Genomic DNA, 21171 nt, shown 5'->3' with positions numbered 1-21171 from the left:
GTATACCAAATACCGAGGAACTGGTTTTGGTTGTGATAATCCAAGGTTGGCAGCTCGCCAACCTTGGACAGGTTTAAATAGCAGTTGATATCTGCCAAGAATATTTTAAATGATTTATGCTTCAGCTGTTTCTGAAGGGAATTCTACCTTGAGCATTGATATTACAGCATTTACGGTTTCATCAACATTTTTGATTGCGGCAGGTAAAGATGGATCATTGATTTGTTCATTTCCAAAACCTTCAATATCCCGAATTACCCTTTGTATTGTGGTCATGTTTAAATGATCAATACTTGATTTTAATTTGTGTGCTACTGAACCCATCTGTTGTAGGTTATGGCTTTCATGCGCTTCTTTTAGTTCATTAACCATTGGTGGCATTTGCTCACAGAACATATCGACCATTTTTTTAACAAAGTCTTCTCTTCCTTTGCTAATCACACGCAGTGAAGATAAATTATATAAAGGTTCTTCCATTTTGAGTTCATCTTCAAGCTGAGCATCCTCATCTTTGTTAATCCACTTATCTATTGTTTTTAAAAACGTTTCTTCGTCAATTGGTTTTGTAATGTAATCGTTCATTCCAGCAGCGATACATTTTTCTCTTTCGCCCTTTATTGCAGATGCGGTTAGTGCAATAATTGGAATTTGATTTCCCATTTCCCGCAATCTCCGCGTGGTTTCGTAACCATTCATAATTGGCATCTGGATATCCATCAAAACCACATCAAATTGATCATTGGCAATCATATCTAGAGCCATTAATCCATTTTCTGCAACCATTACGGTAGCTCCGAAATCTAAAAGCAAAATAGAAGCTACCAATCGATTCAAGTCATTATCATCGGTAATGAGTATTTTTCTGCCTTGCAAAAATTCTTCACTAAATTCTGTCACTACTTTCTCTGGCATATCTTCAGCTACGCCTTTTGGTAATTCTAGGATAAAGGAAATGGTAGAGCCAACGTTTTTAACGCTATCTACAAAAATTTCTCCACCCATTTGTTTGATCAGATTTTTACAAATGCTCATTCCTAAGCCTGTACCGCCATATTTACGGCTAACTGATTCGTATTCCTGACTAAATTTATCGAACAAATGGGTAACAAAAGATTCTTCCATCCCAATTCCGGTATCTTTTACAGAAACTTCTATAATTTGGGAGTTAAGCTTATCGGTAATTACTTTACAGCTTAAATCAACCGAGCCCTTTTCGGTAAACTTAACGGCATTGGTCATTAAGTTTAATAATACCTGATTAATACGATACGGATCGCCAATTAAAACAGGTGCAATTTTACTATCAAAGTAGTAATTATTTAAATCTAATCCTTTCTGTTCTCCTTTATGCGTAATTACCTGCATAGAGTTTTGAAGTACATCCACCAAATTGAAACCAATGTTTTCCAAGCTTAGTTTGCCTGCATCGATTTTAGAAAGATCGAGTACATCGTTGATGATCACCAATAAGCTTTTCGATGCTTTTTGTATGGTTTCTAAATAAAACTCCTGCTCGGTACCAAGCTCGGTTTTGGCAAGCTGGTTGGTCATACTCATAATTGCATTCATCGGCGTACGCATTTCGTGGCTCATGTTTGCCAAAAATGTTTCTTTCGTTGCCGCCAAATGTTCAGCCTCATTTCGAGCTGCAATTAATTCTATTTCCTGTAATTTTTGTTCTGTAATGTCTAGGTGGATGCCGATAGAGCCAACCAATTCAGATTTATCGTTATAGCGTGGTGCACCACTTACCAGCCACCATTTCTTTTCGCCATTTTTATTTTTGGTTTCTACTTCGTAAGCATCTGCAACGCCCTCTTGGCGCTTTTTGATTTTATCCTGCTCTAGGTAAACCTGATCTGGCGATAAAAACATATCACCGGCCTTTCTTCCAATAAGTTCAGGAATACTAAAACCGCACATATGGCAGAAACTGTTGTTGGCGTAAGTAATGTATCCATCATTGTCTACCTCAACCATGCCTAATTTCATATTGGCCAAAATGCTTCGGTACTTTTCTTCGTTAACCCTTAACGATTCTTCTACCGTTTTACGCTCCGTAATATCGGCCATAAATCCAGTAAAAACCTTTGCATTATCCTGACTGGTATACGAATAAGCAGAGTGAACCGCATACCAACGGGTATCTAACCCAGGAATTGTAATTTCCGATTCATCGTAAAAAGGCTCTAAAGTATTTCTACTGTGTTGTTGCTTGCGATCAATCCTGGCTTGATCTGTTGGAGAAATATATTTGCCGTTCCAAAATTCTTCTGCTGTAATTCCAAATACACGCTCAACAGCCGGGCTTATGTATCGCAATCCATCAGTGCCATCTTCTCTGTATTCATATTCATAAATTACCCCTGGAATATTTTCAGAAAGTGATCTGAACTGCCTTACATGTTGTTCAAGCTCCAGCTCGGTTTTTTTAATTGGAGTAATATCGGTATGCGTACCTACAATTCTAAGCGGTTTGCCGTTTTCATCTTTTTCTATAACCACACCACGATCTAAAACCCATTTTACGTCTCCGTCTTTTTGGATGATTCGATACTCTTCATTATGCGAATCTATTAGTCCTCGTTTGTATTTTTTAAAGTTTTGAAAAAGCAGATGAAAATCTTCCTTATGCACCTTATCCCACCAAACAATATCATTGGTGTCCATGTCATCATCAGAATAGCCCCAAAATTCGTTGTTGGTTTTAGAAAATATGGTTTTCCCTGTTCTAAAATCGTGTTCCCAAACATTTCCTATTTTTTCCAAGGCCAACCTGAAGCGGTTTTCAGATTCCTTTAAAAGTTCCTGAGCTTCTCTTTCTTTTGTGAAATCTTCTATTAAGGCAAAAAAACCGGTAAGCTCGCCAGTTTGGTTGTGTATTGGCTGACCTTTAATACGGGCCCAATATGCTTTTCCCGATTTGGAATAGTTGTAAATATCAGCATTGAAAGCCTGGCCTTTTTTGACTTGGTTATTTAAATAATTTAATGTTTCCTGACTTGTATTTTCGCCATGGAGCAGGTATTCGGGTTTTTGCCCTAAGGCTTCTTCAAAAGTATAGCCAGTCATTTCGCTAAAACTTTTGTTTACCCAAGTTATTTTATCGTTACGGTCGGTTATAATAATTGTGTTAATGTTTATCTCGGCAATTGTAGATAAGGTTCTTAACTGTTCTTCCTTACTGCTGGTAGAAACCGGTGCAATATCCGCGTGGGCTAAATCGTAAGATGTTCCTGTAAAAAGTATCTGATTTACATCTTCAAGGTATTCTATATTGCCATTAATAATATATTCCGAGCTGTGCTTTACTTTAAGGTTAACTGATTGGCTGTTTAAAGATCTTAGGGAATCAAAACTTAAGGCATCATGATCGATTTTGTCCAAAACAAAGTGTTTTGAAAATGAACTTGCGGTGCAGTTTTCACAAAGCTTTTCTATTTCGATGGCACAATCTTCAATAATTAAATCTTTATCAATAAGAATGTACAACGGAAACAAACGGTTGAGCTGTTTTTTGCTGAACGAAAATTGGGATGTACTCATTTTTTTTAAAACGGATAATTTGTTTTTCAGAACCTAAATTCTGAGGAGCGATTAATTTTAGTCGATGACCTGTCTTATAAAGTAGACCAATTCAAGAAATGGTCGAAATAATTCATTTCGGTCTTTCTTTCGAAGATATTTCATCAAGAATAATAAAGATTAAAGATAGAAGTTTAAATTTTAAAAAATGTAAAGAACTACGCTTTTAACAATTTTTTACTTACATCTTTGTAAACTTAATCATCACCATAATTAAATTGATATGAATTAAGTGTTCGATTAGAGCAATTAGGGCAATATTTTTTAAAAAAAAGAAAAACAATTATTTACTATTCTAAAATCAATTTGTAATTAGGTCAGCTTTTTTTTTTATAATTGCACTAACCATCACCTATTTAATCTTAAAAACGTTGTTCAATTTGATTTACTTGCACAAAAAATGTTTCAACAATCAAAGAAACGAAAAGCAACGAACCAAGCGGACACATGATAAATGGGTTTTGACAAGAAAGTTTTTACTGTAAAACGCAAAATCAATCTAAATTTATCAATATAAGCAGAAACCCTATAAAATTTTCAACCCGATTAAAGAATTCAGATTCAGATTTTAAGCAAAAAAATAAGAACAGATAATTTAATAATAAAATAGTAATCGTAAAAGTAACATTCATGTCTTAAAAGAATATTACTTTTACAAATCCCTCTTAATCCTTTTTACGTATTAAGAGCATAGTTTAAATCGCCCCATTAAAATGAATTTATCCGCTACCCGTACAATTAACATCCTTATTGTTGAAGATGACGTGTTTATGCAAGCCATACTTGAAGAAATTTTAAGTACTTCTTACCTTATCGAAATTAGGTCGAACGGAATGGATGCTTTGGCTTATATGCAAAATGGAAATATCCCCGACTTGGTTATTGCCGATTTAAATACTCCAAAATTAAGTGGTTTAGAACTCATTCAACAAGTTAAGGTAAGCGATTTTTTTAACTCTGTTCCGATAATCATATTATCAGGCGAAGAAAGTTCTGATAAAAGAATAAAATGTTTAGATGCTGGTGCTGATGATTTTGTGGTAAAACCATTTAATCCGGCAGAGCTAGAAGCAAGAATAAGAGTGGTATTAAGACGTATGGGCAAATTGAGTGCTTAATTATATGGTTGAGGAAATTAATGCTGGAGCTAAAAAACCGATAATTGCACTTATAGGATTTGACAATGTTTCTGCGGAGGCATTTGAACAATGCAATTTTGGGGATAAAATATTGGTTCGTTTCGATAATGGAATGAAAATGGCCTCATCATGGGTCGATGATCAGCTTAATATTGCAGCTATAATTTCTTACAGCGAGATCATGGCTCCAGCCGGATTATCACTAATAGAAACACTTAACAAAAAGGAACATCCAATTGTTCCATTTTTTCTCGTTGTAAATTATTTTAACCCAAACCTTCGTGTTCTTGCGCTTTCGGCAGGTATTTCTGACGTTTTCCGTCTTCCGCTTAAAATGAACCGCGTAGAAAGGCGAATTAACTTTTTAATTGATAATTGGGATAACCTTAAAGGCAACATTAAATCAGATGTTCCGCCAATTAAAAATATTGGTTTTGCCAAACGTGTTTTCGATGTGTTTTTTGCCGGTATGGCTTTAATCGCACTGGCACCGTTATTCGTGATCATCTATATTTTGATTAAATTGGAATCAAAAGGCCCTGTTTTTTACTATTCTTTAAGGGCAGGAACGGGATTTAGGGTTTTTAGGTTTTACAAATTCAGATCGATGTTTGTTAACGCCGATCAAAGAATTAAAGATCTAAAGCACTTAAATCAATATGATATTGATGCAGGAGTTGATAAGGCCGAAGAAACAAGCAATCAAACGCTCTGCACTCAATGCGCTGCGGAAGGTAAATGCCAGTACCCACTTTACGCCGATAACATTCAGTGGTGCGAAAAGGATTTTATAAGCAGTAAAAATGCCAATGCTGGTTCTGCCTTCTTCAAAATCAAAAACGACCCGCGTATAACTAAGGTTGGAAATTTTATTAGAAATACCAGTATCGATGAACTTCCGCAACTTTGGAATGTAATTATTGGCGATATGAGTATTGTAGGTAATAGACCGCTTCCCCTTTATGAGGCGGAAAAATTAACGACAGACAAATACGTGCTTCGCTTTGCTGCACCTGCCGGAATTACAGGTTTATGGCAAGTAGAAAAACGTGGTAAGGGCGATATGAGTGAAGACGAAAGACTTATGCTGGATAACACTTATGCTAAAAATCAAAGTTTTAAAAACGACATCAAACTGATTTTGAAAACCATCCCGGCACTACTTCAAAAAGAAAGCGTATAAACTTAGGGTTAAATTAATCTGTTGAAAATATTTCTAAAATATTCCATCAATAGTTTGCATAACAAACAAATAATAGTACCTTTGCACTCCTTCAAACGCTAAGATTGATAGGAAAAAGGCCAAGACTGCCTCTTAAAACAAATGAAATTGAAAAATAGAATTTGTGGAGACGAAAAGTTCAATATAGAGTGCGGGGTGGAGCAGTTGGTAGCTCGTCGGGCTCATAACCCGAAGGTCGCACGTTCGAGTCGTGTCCCCGCTACCAAGTAAATTGACGATTGTAGATTTACGAATTTAGATTGAAAACAATCGTAATTCTAAAATCTTAACTCTAAAATTGAAAATGGCCCGCTCGTCTACCGGTTAGGACGCCAGATTTTCATTCTGGAAATAGGGGTTCGATTCCCCTGCGGGCTACATAAGACTAAAACCGTTAATATATTTATTAACGGTTTTTTGCGTTTTAAAGGATTTTCACAGATACATTTAAAATGGAAGTATGATCCTCGGCTTTCTTTTTTGAAAATCCTTTCTTTATTAAAAGTAAAACTTGTTTATTCTAAATGTTTGAATCAGGTACGTAGAATTAAATGATTTGAAATGTTGAATTTAATTTTAGGTACTGGTTTATAGTCTTATTCCCTTTTAGAGGTGAGTCCGCATGCTTTGTTTAATTTTTTCTCTATGTTGCTCACCCCAAGCACTAAGTTCCGCCAATACATTTTTTAAAGTCTCGCTATAGTCGGTCGCTTCGTAAATAATACTTACTGGGGTGGTTGGGAAAACGCGACGTTTTATAAAGTCGTTTAGTTCCAAGTCTTTTAGTTCTTTAGCTAAAACTTTAGATGAAATTCCGGCTACTTCATTCTGTATTTCGTTAAACCTTTTAGGCGCCTGAACAAGCGAAAGAATTAGGGCTAATTTCCATTTTCCGTTGAGGACATATAATGCATCAAGTACGTTTTTAAGCGATCCGGCACATATTTCTTTGCCAGGTATTGACTGGTTTTTAACAACTTCCATAATAGCAAAGATAATCACTTACCTCAATGTAAGCACTTACCTTTGGGTAACGACTAACTTTTTATCAGCTGGTAACCTTAGTTTTGAGCTCCATAATCAATAAGAAAAAAATCATGAAAAATATTCTTCATTTAATATCGAGCATACAAGGTGTAACCTCATATAGCATTAAGCTTGGTGAAGCCATAGTAGAACAAATTCAAAATAAATATCCAGAAAGTAGGGTTGAAACCCTCAATTTGGTGGATATGGAAATTCCGCATCTGACACCAGAAGTTCTCCATGCTTTCTTTATTCCTGATGATCAACTTACGGAAGCAGAAAGGAAATCTGTTCATCTTTCCAATAATTTGGTCAAACAATTGTTTGCTGCAGATATTATCGTAATTGGTGCGCCATTGATCAATTTTACAATCCCATCTTCGTTAAAGGCTTGGATTGATCACATTACCAGAGCGGGAATAACTTTTGGTTATGGCGAAAATGGGCCTATTGGTTTGGTTACAGGGAAAAAAGTATACGTCGCCATGTCATCAGGAGGCATTTATTCTGAAGGGCCAGGCAAAGCAAACGACTTTGTTGCGCCTTATTTAAAGGCTTTCCTTGGGTTTTTGGGAATGACAGATTTTACAGTATTCCGTGCCGAAGGGCTAAAGGTGCCTGGAGTTAAGGACTATGCGTTTGATAAAGCGATAAACAGTATAGAGATTGATTAATCTTTTTAAATGGTAAGCTTTTGTTTAAACAAATTAAGTAAACCAACTTGCTGGAAGATCGAAATTAAATAATTATTGGTTTTGATCTTCCTAAGTAAAAAAATATCTGCAACTATAAATATGCGATAGAAGTTGGAAACAAAATTAAGCTGATTTATCAAGTTTTTGCAAATAGGCTTCAAAAGCAACTTCGAAGTCTGATTTCTCCACATAAATTGCACCAACACCTTTTGGGTTTGATCCTAGCTGTGTAAAAAGCGTGATTCTGTTTGATTGAATATTGATATCAAACACATTTAAAAGCTCTCTAAATTTTGACGGGTTTAGTTTGAGTAACATATCGGTTTCTTTTGAAATATAAATGTTAATACTCTAATCATTACAATACGCTTCTCCAACCTGATGATTGCCCCTGCTTTTGGTAGGCACAACCTCACCACTTTCCAAATACAGCTTGTATAATGGTTGTCCATCAACTGGCGAAGTTTCAGAACTAATGGCCGTTATTACGCCACAAAATTTTTTCTTGCAGCTGGAAAAACAAATTACAGCCACAAATAGGGTTAGAAGTACTTTTTTCATAGGTACAGGTGGATATCCAAATTTAATACCAAAAATTAACAAGACCTAATAAAATCTGTATGATTAATCATATTTTTATCCACAATTTAATTAAGTTATTAACAGATAACCAATGTGTTACATGATTACAAATTTGTGCGCACATAATTCTTAGCGCTAAATGGAATACCCCATATTTCGATGTATTTGCTTAATATATGATCAGTTTTATATTCGTTTTTGAACAAAATGAATATAGATTGGATGTGGGATCTGAAAAGAAAAAACTATCTTCGCAATGTAAAGCGTTATTATTAAATCTGGGTATGAAAAAATTAATTTTTTCATACCCATTTTTTATGATGCAGCTCCATCGATCCTTATTGTTAAACATCCCTATTTTAAATGAAAACGAAAATACTGATCATCGATGATGATGAGATGACCCTGTTAATTCACCGAGAACTCTTAAAAGGAAGTGAGTTTTCTTTTGGAGCCAAATATTTTAATGGTGCAAAGCCTGCATTAAAGTATATCGAAAAAAATATTTCCTACGAACTTTCCTTTCTGATTTTGCTCGATCTTGGTATGCCAGAAATGGATGGTTGGCAATTGCTCGAAATCTTAAATAAAAGCCAGTTCCGTAACAATATTTATGTGGTATTGGTTACAGCATCCGAAAACGAAGCCGATAAAATAAGGGCCGCAGCCTACAAACAAGTGCATGGTTTTGTAACTAAACCATTTGTTTTGGAGCATTTTAAAATGTTAAAAACCATAAAAAAAGTAATAGACTCCTTTTAAAAAATGTAAAAAATTAGGCCTAAAACAAATCGCAATATTTTTCTATATTTAAATTGAGGTACAGCTTTGTACCATTTTGTCTATTTGCTTATTGCTTAAATTTTATTTAATGCTAGAGAATTTCCCTTTCTATCTTGCGCTAATTTTTACAATTGTACTCATCATTATGCTGGCCAAAAAAATAAAGGTGGCCTATCCGGTATTATTGGTTGTTGCTGGTTTGCTTATTAGTTTTATTCCCGGTGTTCCAATTTTACATATCGATCCAGAACTCATATTTATTTTATTTCTTCCGCCATTGCTTTATGAAGCTGCATGGGCCATTTCATGGAAAGAGTTATGGCGGTGGAGAAGGATTATTACCAGTTTTGCTTTTATTGTGGTATTCTTCACGGCAGTTTCTGTAGCTTTTGTTGCCAATCATTTTATTCCGGGCTTTTCATTAGCACTCGGTTTGCTCTTGGGCGGGATTGTATCACCTCCGGATGCAGTTAGTGCAGGGGCAATTTTAAAATTTGTTAATGTGCCTAAACGGATGTCATCAATTTTAGAAGGAGAAAGCCTGTTAAATGATGCATCTTCCTTAATTATTTTTCGGTTTGCACTTATTGCTGTTGCAACCGGACAGTTTATCTGGTACGAAGCCGCACTTAGTTTTGGCTGGATGCTAATTGGTGGTGTAGTTATTGGCCTGCTTGTAGGATTTATCTTTATTAAAATCCACAAATACCTTCCAACAGATGCCAATATGGATATTGTGCTCACTTTTGTTGCGCCTTATATTATGTACATTGTTGCAGAAGAGTTGCACAGTTCTGGTGTTTTAGCTGTTGTTAGTGGCGGCATATTTATGTCGAACAAACGGCACTTTTTTTTAAGCAGTGCTTCGCGTTTGCGTGGGGTAAATGTTTGGGAAAGCCTTTCTTTTATTTTAAATGGCTTGGTATTTATGCTTATTGGCTTAGATCTTCCCGAAATAACAGCTGGATTAGGTAATGTTGGTATTCCCGAAGCAATTGGTTATGGTGTATTGGTAACTTTTGTTTTAATTTTAGCAAGGCTCCTTTCTACCTATGGAGCCGTATTTGTTACCTTAATTGCACGCAATTATATTACAGTTGCAGATGCTACGCATCCAGGTTACCGGGTTCCTTTTATATTGGGCTGGACAGGCATGCGTGGGGTAGTTTCTCTTGCGGCCGCACTGTCTATTCCTGTGCATTTAGAGGGTGGCATCGCTTTTCCGCAACGCAACCTCATCCTTTTCATTACTTTTATTGTTATTCTCCTTACCTTACTGCTTCAAGGGCTTACTTTGCCATACTTAATCAACAAAATTCACATTCCAAATTTGGATCATACTCCTCCCGAAGATGAGACGGATCACCTTTTACGTCAGCAACTGGCACATCAAGCCATCCAATACCTTCGACAAAATTATTCAGATCAATTGCTGAACCAACCTTTTCTTCAACAAATGGCCCGTAAGTGGGAGGATAAGGATTTGTTAAAAGATGGAACAGTAATCGATGAAAAAGGGAAAACAATCTATCTTGATATCCTAAATAATCAAAGGGAATGGCTGCTCGCAAAAAATAAAACAGAAGTTACTCTTAATGAAGATCTTGTAAGAAAACATCTTAATTTTCTTGATCTGGAGGAAGAAAAATTAAGCTTTTTGTAATCAAGGAGAAGGGCAATAGAAGAGTGAGGCGTAGTGAGTTGATTGAGTTAGAAAATAGGCCATCACAATTTTCTATTATGATGGCCAATAACAGTTTTAGCGATAATGTCCCTTTACCCAATAATGGCCACCGTGTGGACCAACATTGTAATGTCCGGGTACCCATTGCGCTCTTGGGGCACGGGTTCTTACCACGCAAGCACTTAAATTAATTACCATTGCTAAAAGAAGCAATACATGCAAAATCCTTTTCATAACCTAAATTTTAAGTAAAACCATAAATCAAGCATTAATCTGTGTGTATGGTTTTGACGGTAGAGAATCACGAAGGTTTAATGGATTTAAATTGCATCTGGATTTTGATAGGAGAAATTTTTCGGTGTAGAATACAATTAAGCTATATGATTTATAACCAGTAAATTGTATATTTAATCATGAAAAGAAAATCATTTTTTCAGATTCTAGCCGGGCTGGCTATTTTTCCTTCAGTAGCCCTAAGCCGTGTTGTAAATACGCTTAAAATTAATAAAGGTTTCATGGTACCTTCTGGTGCAGACCGAAATAAAAAACCCATTAACCTTTTTGAGGGAGACACCTTTTATACCAAAGTTTCGGCGAAGGATACTGACGGATCACTGTATATATATGAATCAACAAGAGTGAAAAAGGGAGGCCCGGCACTTCACTATCACTACGATCAAGACGAAACCTGGTATGTTTTAGAAGGGGCGTTTTTAATCAAAGTGGGCGAAGAAATCTACAATGCCAAAGTTGGCGATACGGTTTTTGGTCCGCGTGGCGTACCACATGCATTTGCCAAACTCGGAGAGGGTAACGGAAAATTGCTGATGACCTTCCAACCTGCGGGTAAGATGGAAGAATTTTTTATAAATGTATCAGAAGGAAAGATGAAAGGGTTATCTCTGCAGCAGCAGGATGAATTTAGAAAAAACCATGGCTTTGTTGTTGTTGGCCCAGCCATTGATTACCAGAAAAAACCTTAAAATTTTACTCAACAATTTCAACTTTAACCCTTACCGATTCTTTATGATGTCATTCGGCTTGCAAAAATTGAAATAATAAGCACAACACTTAACAAAAGAATAAAAAATATCATCTTTCTGGGATATTCGCCATCATCTAAATCATTATCTGATTCTGACGAAATTATTTTTCTTTCCTTTTGATTCTTCATTTTGGCATCAATTGGAAATTTGACTGCCGTTTTATGAAAAAGTTTAGCTGCTACAAAAAAAAATATCCAAAATTTATTAAGAAGCTGGGAAACAGGTTGGTTCTAGTTTAGGAACAAAAGAAGATTGTCATGATGCATTTATCTACTTCAAAAATATGAAGAGAAACTTTAATTCCATTTATTTAATCTGAATTTTCCAGCTAAGCATATCGTCTACTTCCCCAACATGTACAAAATTATTTTTTTCTAAAATAGAATAAGATGCAATATTGTCTTTGGCGGTAGAAGCAAAAATCGATTTAACTTTTGGCTGTTCTTTAGCCCATTCAATTATTCTGCCCACTGCTTCCGTCATAAATCCTTTTCCTCTAAATTCCTCATAAGTTCCATATCCAATTTCAATTTCGCCATTGGGATCAGGCTCGCCAACGAAGCAGATATCGCCAACCATTCTATTGTCTGGCTTAGAGATAATCGTCCAAAGTGTGTTGTATAGATAATCTTTGTCTTTATCGAAAACGTTAGGCAAAATGGTTTGCTCTAATGCTACTTGTAGGGTAGGAGATATATTTTTCTTAGTTGGCAAAAGCTTAAACTCAGCCTCCAGAGAGTGGTCGTCTTGAATGTATTTTAAAAGTTGATCGTGAGTTAATGATTTTAATATGAGTCTTTCGGTTTCAATCATTTGTGAGTAGGGTTTATTAGATAACCGAATATAGTGGATTGGGTTTTAAAAGATCTGGTATTTTAAATGAAGTTTTTGTTAACTGGAGATTACTGGGTTTAAATTAAACATTCTCATTCGGCAGCTTCATTGTTTAGAAAAGCAAAACCAGTGCTTATGGGATTGGAAAGTCCCGCTCTTTGCTTTAATCTTTTTGATGAGGGCGCTGCAAGCAATGATCTTTTTTTGCATCAAAAAGGATTAACGCGTCGATCGGGTTTAGCTAACTTAAATCGTGCAGGAAACCCAATTTCTTAAACCCGACATAAATGAAAAACACGGATTGCATTTTTTCTACGCAAACGGCTTTGCAATGGTTGGCGGGATTATCTTTAATAGTAGAAGAAGCATTGCTTTTCAAAAAAAGAAATCAGATGGCAATTAATTAAAGTTTATAGATAATATATCTTTCTTAGGTAAAGTTTAAGGTTATTGAAGATTCGCCAATGCCTGTTTTACGGCGTTGTCATTTTGGTTTATGGCTTTATAATAACCAACATCGCCTAAGTAATACCGACAAAGTAAGGCTTTTAGGTCGTTTAAAATAACTGTTTTCGAGCTGTACAATTGAAGTCGATCGATCTGTACATTTTTGCGCTGAATAAAGCCGATAAAATCTTTAAAATCGTTATCGCTAATGTTAAAGGTATTAATGTTCTGCTCAACAAAATTGGCGCTATAACGGTTGGTTAGTACGTTGAAAACGAAATCGGAAAGGATTTTTTTACTCACCAAATTGCCATAAAACTTATTGTAACCTGTGGTATCCAATTTCACAAAAACATCGGGCTGGATGCCACCGCTTGTTCTCCCTTTTTTTACAGCAAGCAAATTAACACCCTCGGCTTTTTCTACAGAATCCTGAAAAGAGGTGCGGTCACCGGTAAGCTCACCATCAATCATACGTTCATCAAGCTCATGTTTATAGGCATCGTAGCCTTTTTTATACGATTTTTGGATGCTTCTGCCAGATGGTGTATAATATCTTGCTATGGTTAAATTTAAGGCAGACCCATCGCCGAAAGCAAACTGTTCCTGCACTAAGCCCTTACCAAAAGAACGTCGGCCAACAATTATTCCTCTACCTAAATCTTGAATAGCGCCTGCAACAATTTCGCTGGCCGATGCGGTATTTTCGTTTATTAAAATGGCCAATTTGCCTTGTTGAAACGCACCATTTCCGGTTGAAAAATAATCGGTGCGTGGCTCGTGTTTTCCTTGGGTATATACAATCAATTTGTTTTCGGGTAAAAACTGATCGGCTAAACCTGTTGCCGCGGTAAAGTAGCCACCGCCATTATCGCGTAAATCGAGAATAAGCTTTTTCATGCCCTTAGCCTTCAGGTTGGCCGCTACCGTTGCGAAATCTTCATCTGTGTTGGCGCCAAACTTGCTAATTCGAACGTAGCCCGTTTCGTTATTAATCATGTAAGAGGCATCTATGCTGCTAATGTTCACCTTGCCTCTTGTAACCATTAATCTGCTTGGTTGCGTAAGGCCTGCTCTAGTTAAAAGTACGCTAACACCGCTTCCAGCTTTTCCCTTAAAGCGGCCGGTAAGCTGTTCTTTGGGCAAGTTTCTGCCACTAACAAAAGTAGAGTCAATACTTAAAATTTTATCGCCCAGTTTAATTCCGGCTTGATAAGCTGGCCCATCCTTTACTACTCCGGTAACCATCATGGTATCGTTTAGCATATAATATTCTATACCAACACCTTCGAAATTTCCTTCCAAATTGTCTGTCATATCCTGGGCATCAGAAGGAGGAAGATATACACTATGCGGATCGAGCTGATGAAGAACACTATCAATCGGTAAGTTTTGCAAAGAATCTGTATTGATGTCGTCTACGTAATTCCTGTTAATGATGTGTAGGATTTCATCCAGTTTTTCGGAATTATTATCGGCTAGTTTTGTGTTTTTTTGAACACCATAACCTTGGTCTTTGATGAATTTTATGCCCAAAAACATCCCCACTATTAAAATGATAGAATAGCTTAAGGATATTAGTAAATTATTACGGGTGTTTTTTTTCATCAGCGTTGCTGCAAATTTATGAAAATTAGCGGGTTGATTAATTTTTTAACTCCATTTTACTGTCTTTTGTTTATAATTTTTAACATAAATTAACTCTGCGATTTATAAGATTGAAGTTTGAACATATATTTTTGAATTTTTAAGGCAGTTTTTAGAAAGAATTTACCGAATTTTATCAAAATTAAATTTATGGATAGAGTAACCGAGCATGAATCCAACTACAACCACATTGATGAAATGTCGGTAATGGAAGTTCTGCAGGGCATTAACAACGAAGATAAAACTGTTGCATTTGCAGTAGAAAAATCTTTGCCTCAGATAGAAAAATTAACAACGGCTGTAGCCGAAAGAATGAAAAAAGGCGGTCGTCTTTTTTATATTGGCGCAGGCACGAGCGGTCGGCTAGGCGTTGTAGACGCTTCCGAATGCCCACCAACTTATGGTGTACCATTTGATTGGGTTGTAGGTATTATAGCAGGTGGCGATACCGCCATTAGAAAAGCAGTTGAATTTGCAGAAGATGATGCCGAGCAGGCTTGGAAAGATTTGCAGGAATTCAATATCAACGAAAAAGATTGCTTAGTAGGCTTGGCCGCCTCTGGTACAACGCCATACGTTATTGGTGGTTTAAATACAGCTCGCAAAATGGGCATTTTAACGGGATGCATAGTTTGTAACACCGGTGGTCCAATTGCCGCAGAGTCTGATTTTCCGGTTGAAGTTGTTGTAGGTCCCGAATTTATTACGGGTTCTACACGGATGAAATCTGGAACTGCCCAAAAACTGGTTTTAAACATGCTGAGTACTACTGTAATGGTTCAGCTGGGAAGAGTTGTTGGCAATAAAATGGTCGATATGCAGTTAACAAACCATAAATTGGTAGATCGAGGAATACAAATGGTAGCCGATGAATTGAAAATTGAATACAACGAAGCCGCCGATTTGTTAACCCAGTATGGAAGTGTACGCAAAGCTGTAGAAGCAAGTAAAGGGTAGTTGGTTAGTTTTTAGTTGGTTGGTTTTTAGGCCAAGAGCTTGAATGATATCGAATGAAAACTAAAAAAACGAAACATCCAAAAAACCAAAAAACGAATAGATGCACGAAATAGAGCCTTATTATCAGTGGAGAGATGAATATATTTCGGCAGAAGATGAGCGTTCGCCATTTTACAATACCGAATATTCGGAACTTTATTTCGATAAACAGATATATAACTTTCTTTTACACCCACAATGGGACGAATTTGGATCGAATACGCTTTACATGAAAGTGTTGTTTGCCGATTACGACCGAAGTTATGCAATTATAGAATTTATAGGAGAATGGAATGATGCCATAAACAACGATATTATGTTGTTGAAACGGGATATTCTAGAACTGATGATGGATGAAGGCATTAACAAGTTCATTCTCATTGGCGAAAACGTTTTAAATTTTCATGCTTCAGATGATAGCTATTATGAAGAATGGTTTCAGGAAGTTGAAGATGGCTGGATTGCTGGTGTAAACTTTAGCGAGCATGTGATTAACGAGTTTAAAGATAACAACATTGATTATTATATAAATTTTGGTGGAGCCTTTGATAATATGCCCTGGCGTACATTAAAGCCTTTACAATTCTTTAAAAAAGTTGAAGAGCAACTGACAAAAAGATTGAATTAAAGCATTATTTTTATATAATTTAAATACACAAAATTAAAATGGAACAACAAAATTATCAATATCAGGAAAACAGTGTTTTTGTACAGCAAGGCTCTGTTTCTAAAAAATTCTTCGCAAGTGTTTTTACTTGGATGTTTGTGGCATTAGGTTTATCAACGCTAGCCGCATATCTATTCGGAACAAATTTAGAACTAATGCAATATTTAAGGGTTGTTAACCCAGAAACAGGCAAAATGAGTACAACCATTTTTGGTTACATTGCTATGTTTGCTCCACTAGTTCTTGTAATGACAATTAGTTTCGGTTTGAGTAGACTATCTTATGTTGCGCTCGTATCATTATTTGTTCTTTACGCTGCGCTAACAGGTGTAAGCTTAAGTTTTATATTATGGGCTTATACATCAAGTTCGGTAGTAAGCTGTTTTGCTGGTGCGACTGGAATTTTTGGGATTATGGCATTTATGGGTTATACTACAAATGTAGATTTAAGTAAGTTCCGCACCATTTTAATGGTAGGCGTTATTGGAATTATCATTGCAACACTAATTAATTATTTTATCCAAAGCGAAAGCTTCAATCTGCTTTTGGCCTATGCTGGTGTTGCCATATTTACTGCTTTAACAGCATACGATGTTCAAAAGATTAAAAGAATTGGAGAAGGAATTGAAGCAAATGGCGATCAGGTGTTATCCATCGATGCTAAGAAAACTTCGATAGTTGCAGCGCTCTCTCTTTATTTGGATTTCTTAAACATCTTTATCTTTTTACTTCGAATTTTCGGAAACAGAAGGTAATTTTATAAACAGAACAATATTCTTAAGGCCGTGCAGATTTGCATGGCCTTTGTAATTTTATTTGGTAGCAAAGCGATAATTTTTGGAATTGATGTTGCTTTGTTGCATTTTTGTGTGCTTATTAAGAAAGACGGAGGGATTAGACCCAAAGATGTCTTAGCAACCTGTGCCAACAAGGTGCTAAATTCTAATCTCAGCAGTGGCGAGAGAAGATAAGTTTAGGAAGGTAATCATTTGCCAACTTTTAAGATAAGCCTTTTTGGAGATGTAAAATGTTTGATGTAAGATGTTTATGGCATTTTTCCATCTTCCATTTCCCATCCCACATTTTACAAAACAATGGGTATAAGAGAAGAATTAGAAAAGCGTATTTTGGTAATTGATGGTGCTATGGGTACCATGATTCAGCGTTATACATTAACTGAAGAGGATTTTAGAGGCGAACGATTTAAAAATCACCCTTGTGATGTAAAAGGCAACAACGATTTGCTTAACATCACGCGTCCAGATATTATTAAAGCCATCCACTTAGAATATTTGCAGGCTGGTGCAGATATTATCGAAACCAATACGTTTAGTACGCAGCGCATTTCCATGGCTGATTATCAGATGGAAGACCTTTCATACGAAATGAGTTTCGAAGGGGCGAGGGTTGCAAAAGAAGCGGTTAACGAATTTATGGCCTCTAACCCAGATCGTAAATGCTTTGTGGCTGGGGCTATCGGTCCCACAAACCGTACGCTTTCTATGTCGCCCAATGTAAACGATCCAGGTTATAGGGCTGTTTATTTTGATGAGTTGGAAGCTGCCTATTACGAACAGGTTAGAGGTTTGGTTGATGGCGGTTCTGATGTACTTCTAATCGAAACCATTTTTGATACATTAAATGCAAAAGTGGCTATTGTTGCCATCAAAAAATATGAAGAAATTATCGGTAGAAAACTGGAAATTATGATTTCCGGTACCATTACCGATGCTTCTGGAAGAACCCTTTCGGGCCAAACTGCCGAAGCATTTCTAAATTCTGTAAGGCATGCCAAACCTTTAAGTATCGGTTTTAACTGTGCTTTGGGTGCAAAAGAAATGCGTCCGCATATTGAAGAGCTGGCAGCGAAAGCAGGATGCTATGTATCGGCATATCCAAATGCAGGTTTGCCAAACGAGTTTGGAGCTTACGATGAGCAGCCGCATGAAACTGCTCATTTGGTTGATGATTTTATTGCTTCGGGCTTCGTAAATATTGTAGGTGGTTGTTGTGGCACAACGCCAGAACACATTGGCTGTATTGCTAAAAATGCAAAAAAAGCAACGCCAAGAAAAATTCCCGCTATTGAGCCATTTATGCGCCTTAGTGGTTTAGAGCCCGTAACCATAACTCCCGAAAGCATTTTTGTAAATATTGGAGAAAGAACCAATATTACAGGTTCTCCAAAATTCTCTAAATTAATTTTAGGAGGTGATTACGAAGCCGCATTAGCCGTTGCATTGCAACAAGTAGAGGGCGGTGCGCAGGTAATTGATGTGAACATGGATGAAGGGATGTTGGATTCGGAAGCGGCGATGACCAAATTCTTAAACTTAATTGCTTCAGAACCTGATATTGCAAAACTGCCCATTATGGTCGATTCGTCTAAATGGTCGGTTATTGAAAATGGTCTGAAATGTTTGCAGGGAAAAGGAATTGTAAACTCTATTTCCTTAAAAGAGGGTGAAGATAAATTCCGTGAGAGTGCCCGCAAAATTATGCAGTATGGCGCTGCGGTTGTGGTAATGGCTTTTGATGAGCAAGGACAGGCAGATAACTACGAACGCAGAAAAGAAATCTGTAAACGAAGTTACGATATTCTGGTTCATGAAATTGGTTTCCCAGCCGAAGACATTATTTTTGATCCAAACATATTAACCGTAGCAACCGGTTTAGAAGAGCATAACAATTATGCTGTCGATTTTATAAATGCCACAAGGTGGATTAAAGAAAACCTGCCTTACGCTAAAGTTAGTGGTGGCGTTTCTAACATATCATTCTCTTTTAGAGGAAATAATACGGTTCGCGAAGCGATGCACTCCGCATTTCTATACCACGCCATTCAGGCAGGTTTAGATATGGGCATTGTAAATGCAGGAATGCTTGAAGTTTATCAGGAAATTCCACCCGAACTTTTAGAGCGTGTAGAAGATGTTTTGCTTAATCGCAGAGATGATGCTACCGAACGTTTGGTAGAATATGCAGATACCATCAAAAGTAAGGGAAAAGAAATTGTTCGTGATGAAGAATGGAGGAAAGGAACAGTAGAGGAACGATTATCCCATTCGTTGGTAAAAGGAATTGTAGAATATCTGGATGATGATGTTGAAGAAGCACGCCAGAAATATGATCGTCCTATCCAGGTTATCGAAGGTCCGTTGATGGATGGAATGAACATCGTAGGGGATTTATTTGGCGCTGGAAAAATGTTCCTACCACAAGTGGTAAAATCGGCAAGGGTAATGAAAAAGGCAGTTGCTTATTTGTTGCCATTTATCGAACAGGAAAAATTGGATAATCCAGATCAAAATCAAAGTTCATCAGCAGGAAGGGTTTTAATGGCTACCGTAAAAGGCGATGTGCACGATATTGGTAAAAACATTGTGGGCGTTGTTTTGGCTTGTAATAACTTCGAAATTGTAGATATGGGTGTAATGGTTCCTGCACAGGAAATCATTAAAAAAGCCAAGGAAATTAATGCCGATATTATTGGTTTAAGTGGCTTGATTACCCCATCATTGGATGAAATGGTTCACTTTGCCAAAGAAATGGAACGCGAGGGTTTTACCATTCCGTTAATTATTGGTGGAGCTACAACATCTAGAATCCATGCGGCGGTTAAAGTTGCGCCCAATTATTCTGGACCGGCAATTCATGTTTTGGATGCTTCGAGAAGTGTTACAGTTTGTAGTACACTGATGAACCCCGAAACCAAAGATGAATACGTGGCGGGGATTAGAGCAGAATACGATAAAGCCCGTGAAGCACACTTGAATAAACGCTCTGATAAGCGTTTTAAAACTTTGGAAGAAGCGAGAACGAACAAATTTAAGTCTGATTTCACGAAGGTTGCACCAGCACCAAGTTTTACAGGAACCAAAGTATTGGATGATTATCCTTTAGAAGAACTTGTTCCATACATCGATTGGACACCATTTTTTCATACTTGGGAACTTCGTGGAAGCTACCCTAAAATATTTGATGATAAAAATGTTGGCGATGAAGCCAAAAAACTTTTTGACGATGCACAGGTACTCTTAAACAAAATTGTAAGCGAGAAGCTGTTAACTGCCAAAGCTGTATTTGGATTTTGGCCAGCTAATGCCGTAGGCGATGATATTGAATTGGAAGTGCAAAGCGATACGTTAAAAGCCGACGAAAAACTTAAAAACGGAAATGCTGAAAAGGTAAGAATCCATACTTTACGCCAACAGGCAGAAAAAGTAGATGGACAGCCTTATTATGCTTTATCAGATTTTATTGCCGATAAAGAGAGTGGCGTACAAGATTATTTTGGTGGTTTTGCAGTTACAACTGGCATAGGATGTGATGAACTGGTCGCGGAGTTCGAAAAAAACTACGACGATTATAACAGCATTATGGTAAAGGCACTCGCTGATCGGCTAGCAGAAGCTTTTGCCGAAAAATTACATGAATTGGTTCGTAAGGAATATTGGGGTTATGCAAAAGATGAAGATCTAAATAATCAAGCTTTAATTAAGGAAGAATATGTAGGTATCCGTCCAGCGCCAGGTTATCCAGCTTGTCCGGAACATACCGAAAAAGGTACTTTATTTGCCTTATTGGATGCAGAAGAAAAAATTGGCTTAAAGATTACTGAAAGTTACGCCATGTACCCAACCGCAGCCGTAAGTGGATTTTATTTCGCCCACCCAGATTCGAGATATTTCGGTTTAGGAAAAATTACCAAAGACCAAATTGAAGATTACGCCGTACGGAAGAATATGTCGATTGAAGAAGTTGAACGTTGGTTGAGTCCTAATTTGGCTTATTAGTTTGTTGGTTTTTGGTTGATTG

17 protein-coding genes, 2 tRNA genes and 1 riboswitch are annotated in these 21171 nt (G+C 36.8%); of the genes, 12 read left to right on the top strand and 7 right to left on the bottom strand.

Features of this window, described 5'->3' with window-relative positions; all coding sequences use genetic code 11:
* Nucleotides 1–114: 114 nt before the first annotated feature.
* Entirely contained in the window at nucleotides 115–3546 is a 3432-nt protein-coding gene (locus tag DF947_RS15520; protein WP_109930955.1) for a PAS domain-containing hybrid sensor histidine kinase/response regulator, read from the bottom strand.
* Between the two features lie 752 nt (nucleotides 3547–4298).
* Between DF947_RS15520 and DF947_RS15515 the strand changes: the two genes are divergently transcribed.
* The 4 genes from DF947_RS15515 to DF947_RS15500 all read left to right on the top strand — a co-directional run bounded on the left by DF947_RS15515 (nucleotide 4299) and on the right by DF947_RS15500 (nucleotide 6324).
* Nucleotides 4299–4703, top strand: coding sequence for a response regulator transcription factor (locus tag DF947_RS15515; protein ID WP_109930954.1), 405 nt, complete (start codon nucleotides 4299–4301; stop codon nucleotides 4701–4703).
* A gap of 4 nt (nucleotides 4704–4707) precedes the next feature.
* Nucleotides 4708–5907, top strand: coding sequence for a sugar transferase (locus DF947_RS22510; RefSeq protein ID WP_109930953.1), 1200 nt, complete (start codon nucleotides 4708–4710; stop codon nucleotides 5905–5907).
* A 189-nt stretch (nucleotides 5908–6096) separates the two neighbouring features.
* Nucleotides 6097–6172, top strand: a tRNA-Met gene (locus DF947_RS15505).
* A gap of 80 nt (nucleotides 6173–6252) precedes the next feature.
* Nucleotides 6253–6324, top strand: a tRNA-Glu gene (locus DF947_RS15500).
* Between the two features lie 228 nt (nucleotides 6325–6552).
* On the opposite strand, the gene DF947_RS15495 is transcribed toward DF947_RS15500, so the two are convergent.
* On the bottom strand, nucleotides 6553–6930 hold the full coding sequence (locus tag DF947_RS15495; RefSeq protein WP_109930952.1) for a winged helix-turn-helix transcriptional regulator: 378 nt from the start codon (nucleotides 6928–6930) through the stop codon (nucleotides 6553–6555).
* A 113-nt stretch (nucleotides 6931–7043) separates the two neighbouring features.
* On the opposite strand from DF947_RS15495, the gene DF947_RS15490 reads away from it, so the two are divergent.
* Nucleotides 7044–7646: an FMN-dependent NADH-azoreductase gene (locus tag DF947_RS15490; RefSeq protein ID WP_109930951.1), complete on the top strand. Its 603-nt coding sequence runs from the start codon at nucleotides 7044–7046 to the stop codon at nucleotides 7644–7646.
* A 144-nt stretch (nucleotides 7647–7790) separates the two neighbouring features.
* On the opposite strand, the gene DF947_RS15485 is transcribed toward DF947_RS15490, so the two are convergent.
* Both DF947_RS15485 and DF947_RS15480 read right to left on the bottom strand, forming a co-directional pair.
* The gene (locus tag DF947_RS15485) at nucleotides 7791–7985 is read right to left on the bottom strand and encodes a hypothetical protein (protein ID WP_109930950.1); all 195 of its coding nucleotides are present in this window, start codon (nucleotides 7983–7985) and stop codon (nucleotides 7791–7793) included.
* Between the two features lie 33 nt (nucleotides 7986–8018).
* The gene (locus DF947_RS15480) at nucleotides 8019–8228 is read right to left on the bottom strand and encodes a hypothetical protein (RefSeq protein ID WP_109930949.1); all 210 of its coding nucleotides are present in this window, start codon (nucleotides 8226–8228) and stop codon (nucleotides 8019–8021) included.
* A 384-nt stretch (nucleotides 8229–8612) separates the two neighbouring features.
* Here DF947_RS15480 and DF947_RS15470 point away from each other — a divergent pair, with 384 nt between their 5' ends.
* Together DF947_RS15470 and DF947_RS15465 are read left to right on the top strand one after the other, a co-directional pair.
* Nucleotides 8613–9011, top strand: a complete 399-nt coding sequence (locus DF947_RS15470; protein ID WP_109930947.1) for a response regulator — start codon at nucleotides 8613–8615, stop codon at nucleotides 9009–9011.
* Nucleotides 9012–9120: 109 nt separating this feature from the next.
* Entirely contained in the window at nucleotides 9121–10695 is a 1575-nt protein-coding gene (locus tag DF947_RS15465; protein ID WP_109930946.1) for a Na+/H+ antiporter, read from the top strand.
* A gap of 96 nt (nucleotides 10696–10791) precedes the next feature.
* Here DF947_RS15465 and DF947_RS22290 read toward each other — a convergent pair whose 3' ends face one another.
* On the bottom strand, nucleotides 10792–10950 hold the full coding sequence (locus DF947_RS22290; protein ID WP_158526284.1) for a hypothetical protein: 159 nt from the start codon (nucleotides 10948–10950) through the stop codon (nucleotides 10792–10794).
* Between the two features lie 179 nt (nucleotides 10951–11129).
* Between DF947_RS22290 and DF947_RS15460 the strand changes: the two genes are divergently transcribed.
* Nucleotides 11130–11699, top strand: a complete 570-nt coding sequence (locus tag DF947_RS15460) for a cupin domain-containing protein (RefSeq protein WP_109930945.1) — start codon at nucleotides 11130–11132, stop codon at nucleotides 11697–11699.
* A 369-nt stretch (nucleotides 11700–12068) separates the two neighbouring features.
* On the opposite strand, the gene DF947_RS15455 is transcribed toward DF947_RS15460, so the two are convergent.
* Nucleotides 12069–12575, bottom strand: coding sequence for a GNAT family N-acetyltransferase (locus DF947_RS15455; protein WP_109930944.1), 507 nt, complete (start codon nucleotides 12573–12575; stop codon nucleotides 12069–12071).
* 468 nt (nucleotides 12576–13043) lie between these two features.
* Nucleotides 13044–14651, bottom strand: a complete 1608-nt coding sequence (locus DF947_RS15450; RefSeq protein ID WP_109930943.1) for a S41 family peptidase — start codon at nucleotides 14649–14651, stop codon at nucleotides 13044–13046.
* A 189-nt stretch (nucleotides 14652–14840) separates the two neighbouring features.
* On the opposite strand from DF947_RS15450, the gene murQ reads away from it, so the two are divergent.
* From murQ to metH, 4 genes are all read left to right on the top strand, one after another.
* The gene (gene murQ, locus DF947_RS15445; protein ID WP_109930942.1) at nucleotides 14841–15647 is read left to right on the top strand and encodes an N-acetylmuramic acid 6-phosphate etherase; all 807 of its coding nucleotides are present in this window, start codon (nucleotides 14841–14843) and stop codon (nucleotides 15645–15647) included.
* 100 nt (nucleotides 15648–15747) lie between these two features.
* Nucleotides 15748–16314 carry a hypothetical protein gene (locus DF947_RS15440; protein ID WP_109930941.1) on the top strand — a complete coding sequence of 189 codons (567 nt, stop codon included), beginning with the start codon at nucleotides 15748–15750 and terminating at the stop codon, nucleotides 16312–16314.
* 38 nt (nucleotides 16315–16352) lie between these two features.
* Entirely contained in the window at nucleotides 16353–17108 is a 756-nt protein-coding gene (locus tag DF947_RS15435) for a Bax inhibitor-1/YccA family protein (protein WP_109930940.1), read from the top strand.
* Between the two features lie 115 nt (nucleotides 17109–17223).
* Nucleotides 17224–17327: riboswitch (SAM riboswitch) on the top strand.
* 120 nt (nucleotides 17328–17447) lie between these two features.
* The gene (metH, locus tag DF947_RS15430; protein ID WP_109930939.1) at nucleotides 17448–21149 is read left to right on the top strand and encodes a methionine synthase; all 3702 of its coding nucleotides are present in this window, start codon (nucleotides 17448–17450) and stop codon (nucleotides 21147–21149) included.
* Nucleotides 21150–21171: the final 22 nt, after the last annotated feature.

Origin of the sequence: Pedobacter paludis (genome assembly GCF_003173575.1) — a bacterium.
GTDB lineage: Bacteria > Bacteroidota > Bacteroidia > Sphingobacteriales > Sphingobacteriaceae > Pedobacter > Pedobacter paludis.
This window is presented reverse-complemented; position numbering and strand designations above follow the sequence as displayed.

What these genes read in the sequence shown, in the direction of transcription:
- DF947_RS15520 (WP_109930955.1), bottom strand. Translation starts at nt 3,546, where the DNA reads ATGAGTACATCCCAATTTTCGTTCAGCAAAAAACAGCTCAACCGTTTG.
- DF947_RS15515 (WP_109930954.1), top strand. Translation starts at nt 4,299, where the DNA reads ATGAATTTATCCGCTACCCGTACAATTAACATCCTTATTGTTGAAGAT.
- DF947_RS22510 (WP_109930953.1), top strand. Translation starts at nt 4,708, where the DNA reads ATGGTTGAGGAAATTAATGCTGGAGCTAAAAAACCGATAATTGCACTT.
- DF947_RS15495 (WP_109930952.1), bottom strand. Translation starts at nt 6,930, where the DNA reads ATGGAAGTTGTTAAAAACCAGTCAATACCTGGCAAAGAAATATGTGCC.
- DF947_RS15490 (WP_109930951.1), top strand. Translation starts at nt 7,044, where the DNA reads ATGAAAAATATTCTTCATTTAATATCGAGCATACAAGGTGTAACCTCA.
- DF947_RS15485 (WP_109930950.1), bottom strand. Translation starts at nt 7,985, where the DNA reads ATGTTACTCAAACTAAACCCGTCAAAATTTAGAGAGCTTTTAAATGTG.
- DF947_RS15480 (WP_109930949.1), bottom strand. Translation starts at nt 8,228, where the DNA reads ATGAAAAAAGTACTTCTAACCCTATTTGTGGCTGTAATTTGTTTTTCC.
- DF947_RS15470 (WP_109930947.1), top strand. Translation starts at nt 8,613, where the DNA reads ATGAAAACGAAAATACTGATCATCGATGATGATGAGATGACCCTGTTA.
- DF947_RS15465 (WP_109930946.1), top strand. Translation starts at nt 9,121, where the DNA reads ATGCTAGAGAATTTCCCTTTCTATCTTGCGCTAATTTTTACAATTGTA.
- DF947_RS22290 (WP_158526284.1), bottom strand. Translation starts at nt 10,950, where the DNA reads ATGAAAAGGATTTTGCATGTATTGCTTCTTTTAGCAATGGTAATTAAT.
- DF947_RS15460 (WP_109930945.1), top strand. Translation starts at nt 11,130, where the DNA reads ATGAAAAGAAAATCATTTTTTCAGATTCTAGCCGGGCTGGCTATTTTT.
- DF947_RS15455 (WP_109930944.1), bottom strand. Translation starts at nt 12,575, where the DNA reads ATGATTGAAACCGAAAGACTCATATTAAAATCATTAACTCACGATCAA.
- DF947_RS15450 (WP_109930943.1), bottom strand. Translation starts at nt 14,651, where the DNA reads ATGAAAAAAAACACCCGTAATAATTTACTAATATCCTTAAGCTATTCT.
- murQ (WP_109930942.1), top strand. Translation starts at nt 14,841, where the DNA reads ATGGATAGAGTAACCGAGCATGAATCCAACTACAACCACATTGATGAA.
- DF947_RS15440 (WP_109930941.1), top strand. Translation starts at nt 15,748, where the DNA reads ATGCACGAAATAGAGCCTTATTATCAGTGGAGAGATGAATATATTTCG.
- DF947_RS15435 (WP_109930940.1), top strand. Translation starts at nt 16,353, where the DNA reads ATGGAACAACAAAATTATCAATATCAGGAAAACAGTGTTTTTGTACAG.
- metH (WP_109930939.1), top strand. Translation starts at nt 17,448, where the DNA reads ATGGGTATAAGAGAAGAATTAGAAAAGCGTATTTTGGTAATTGATGGT.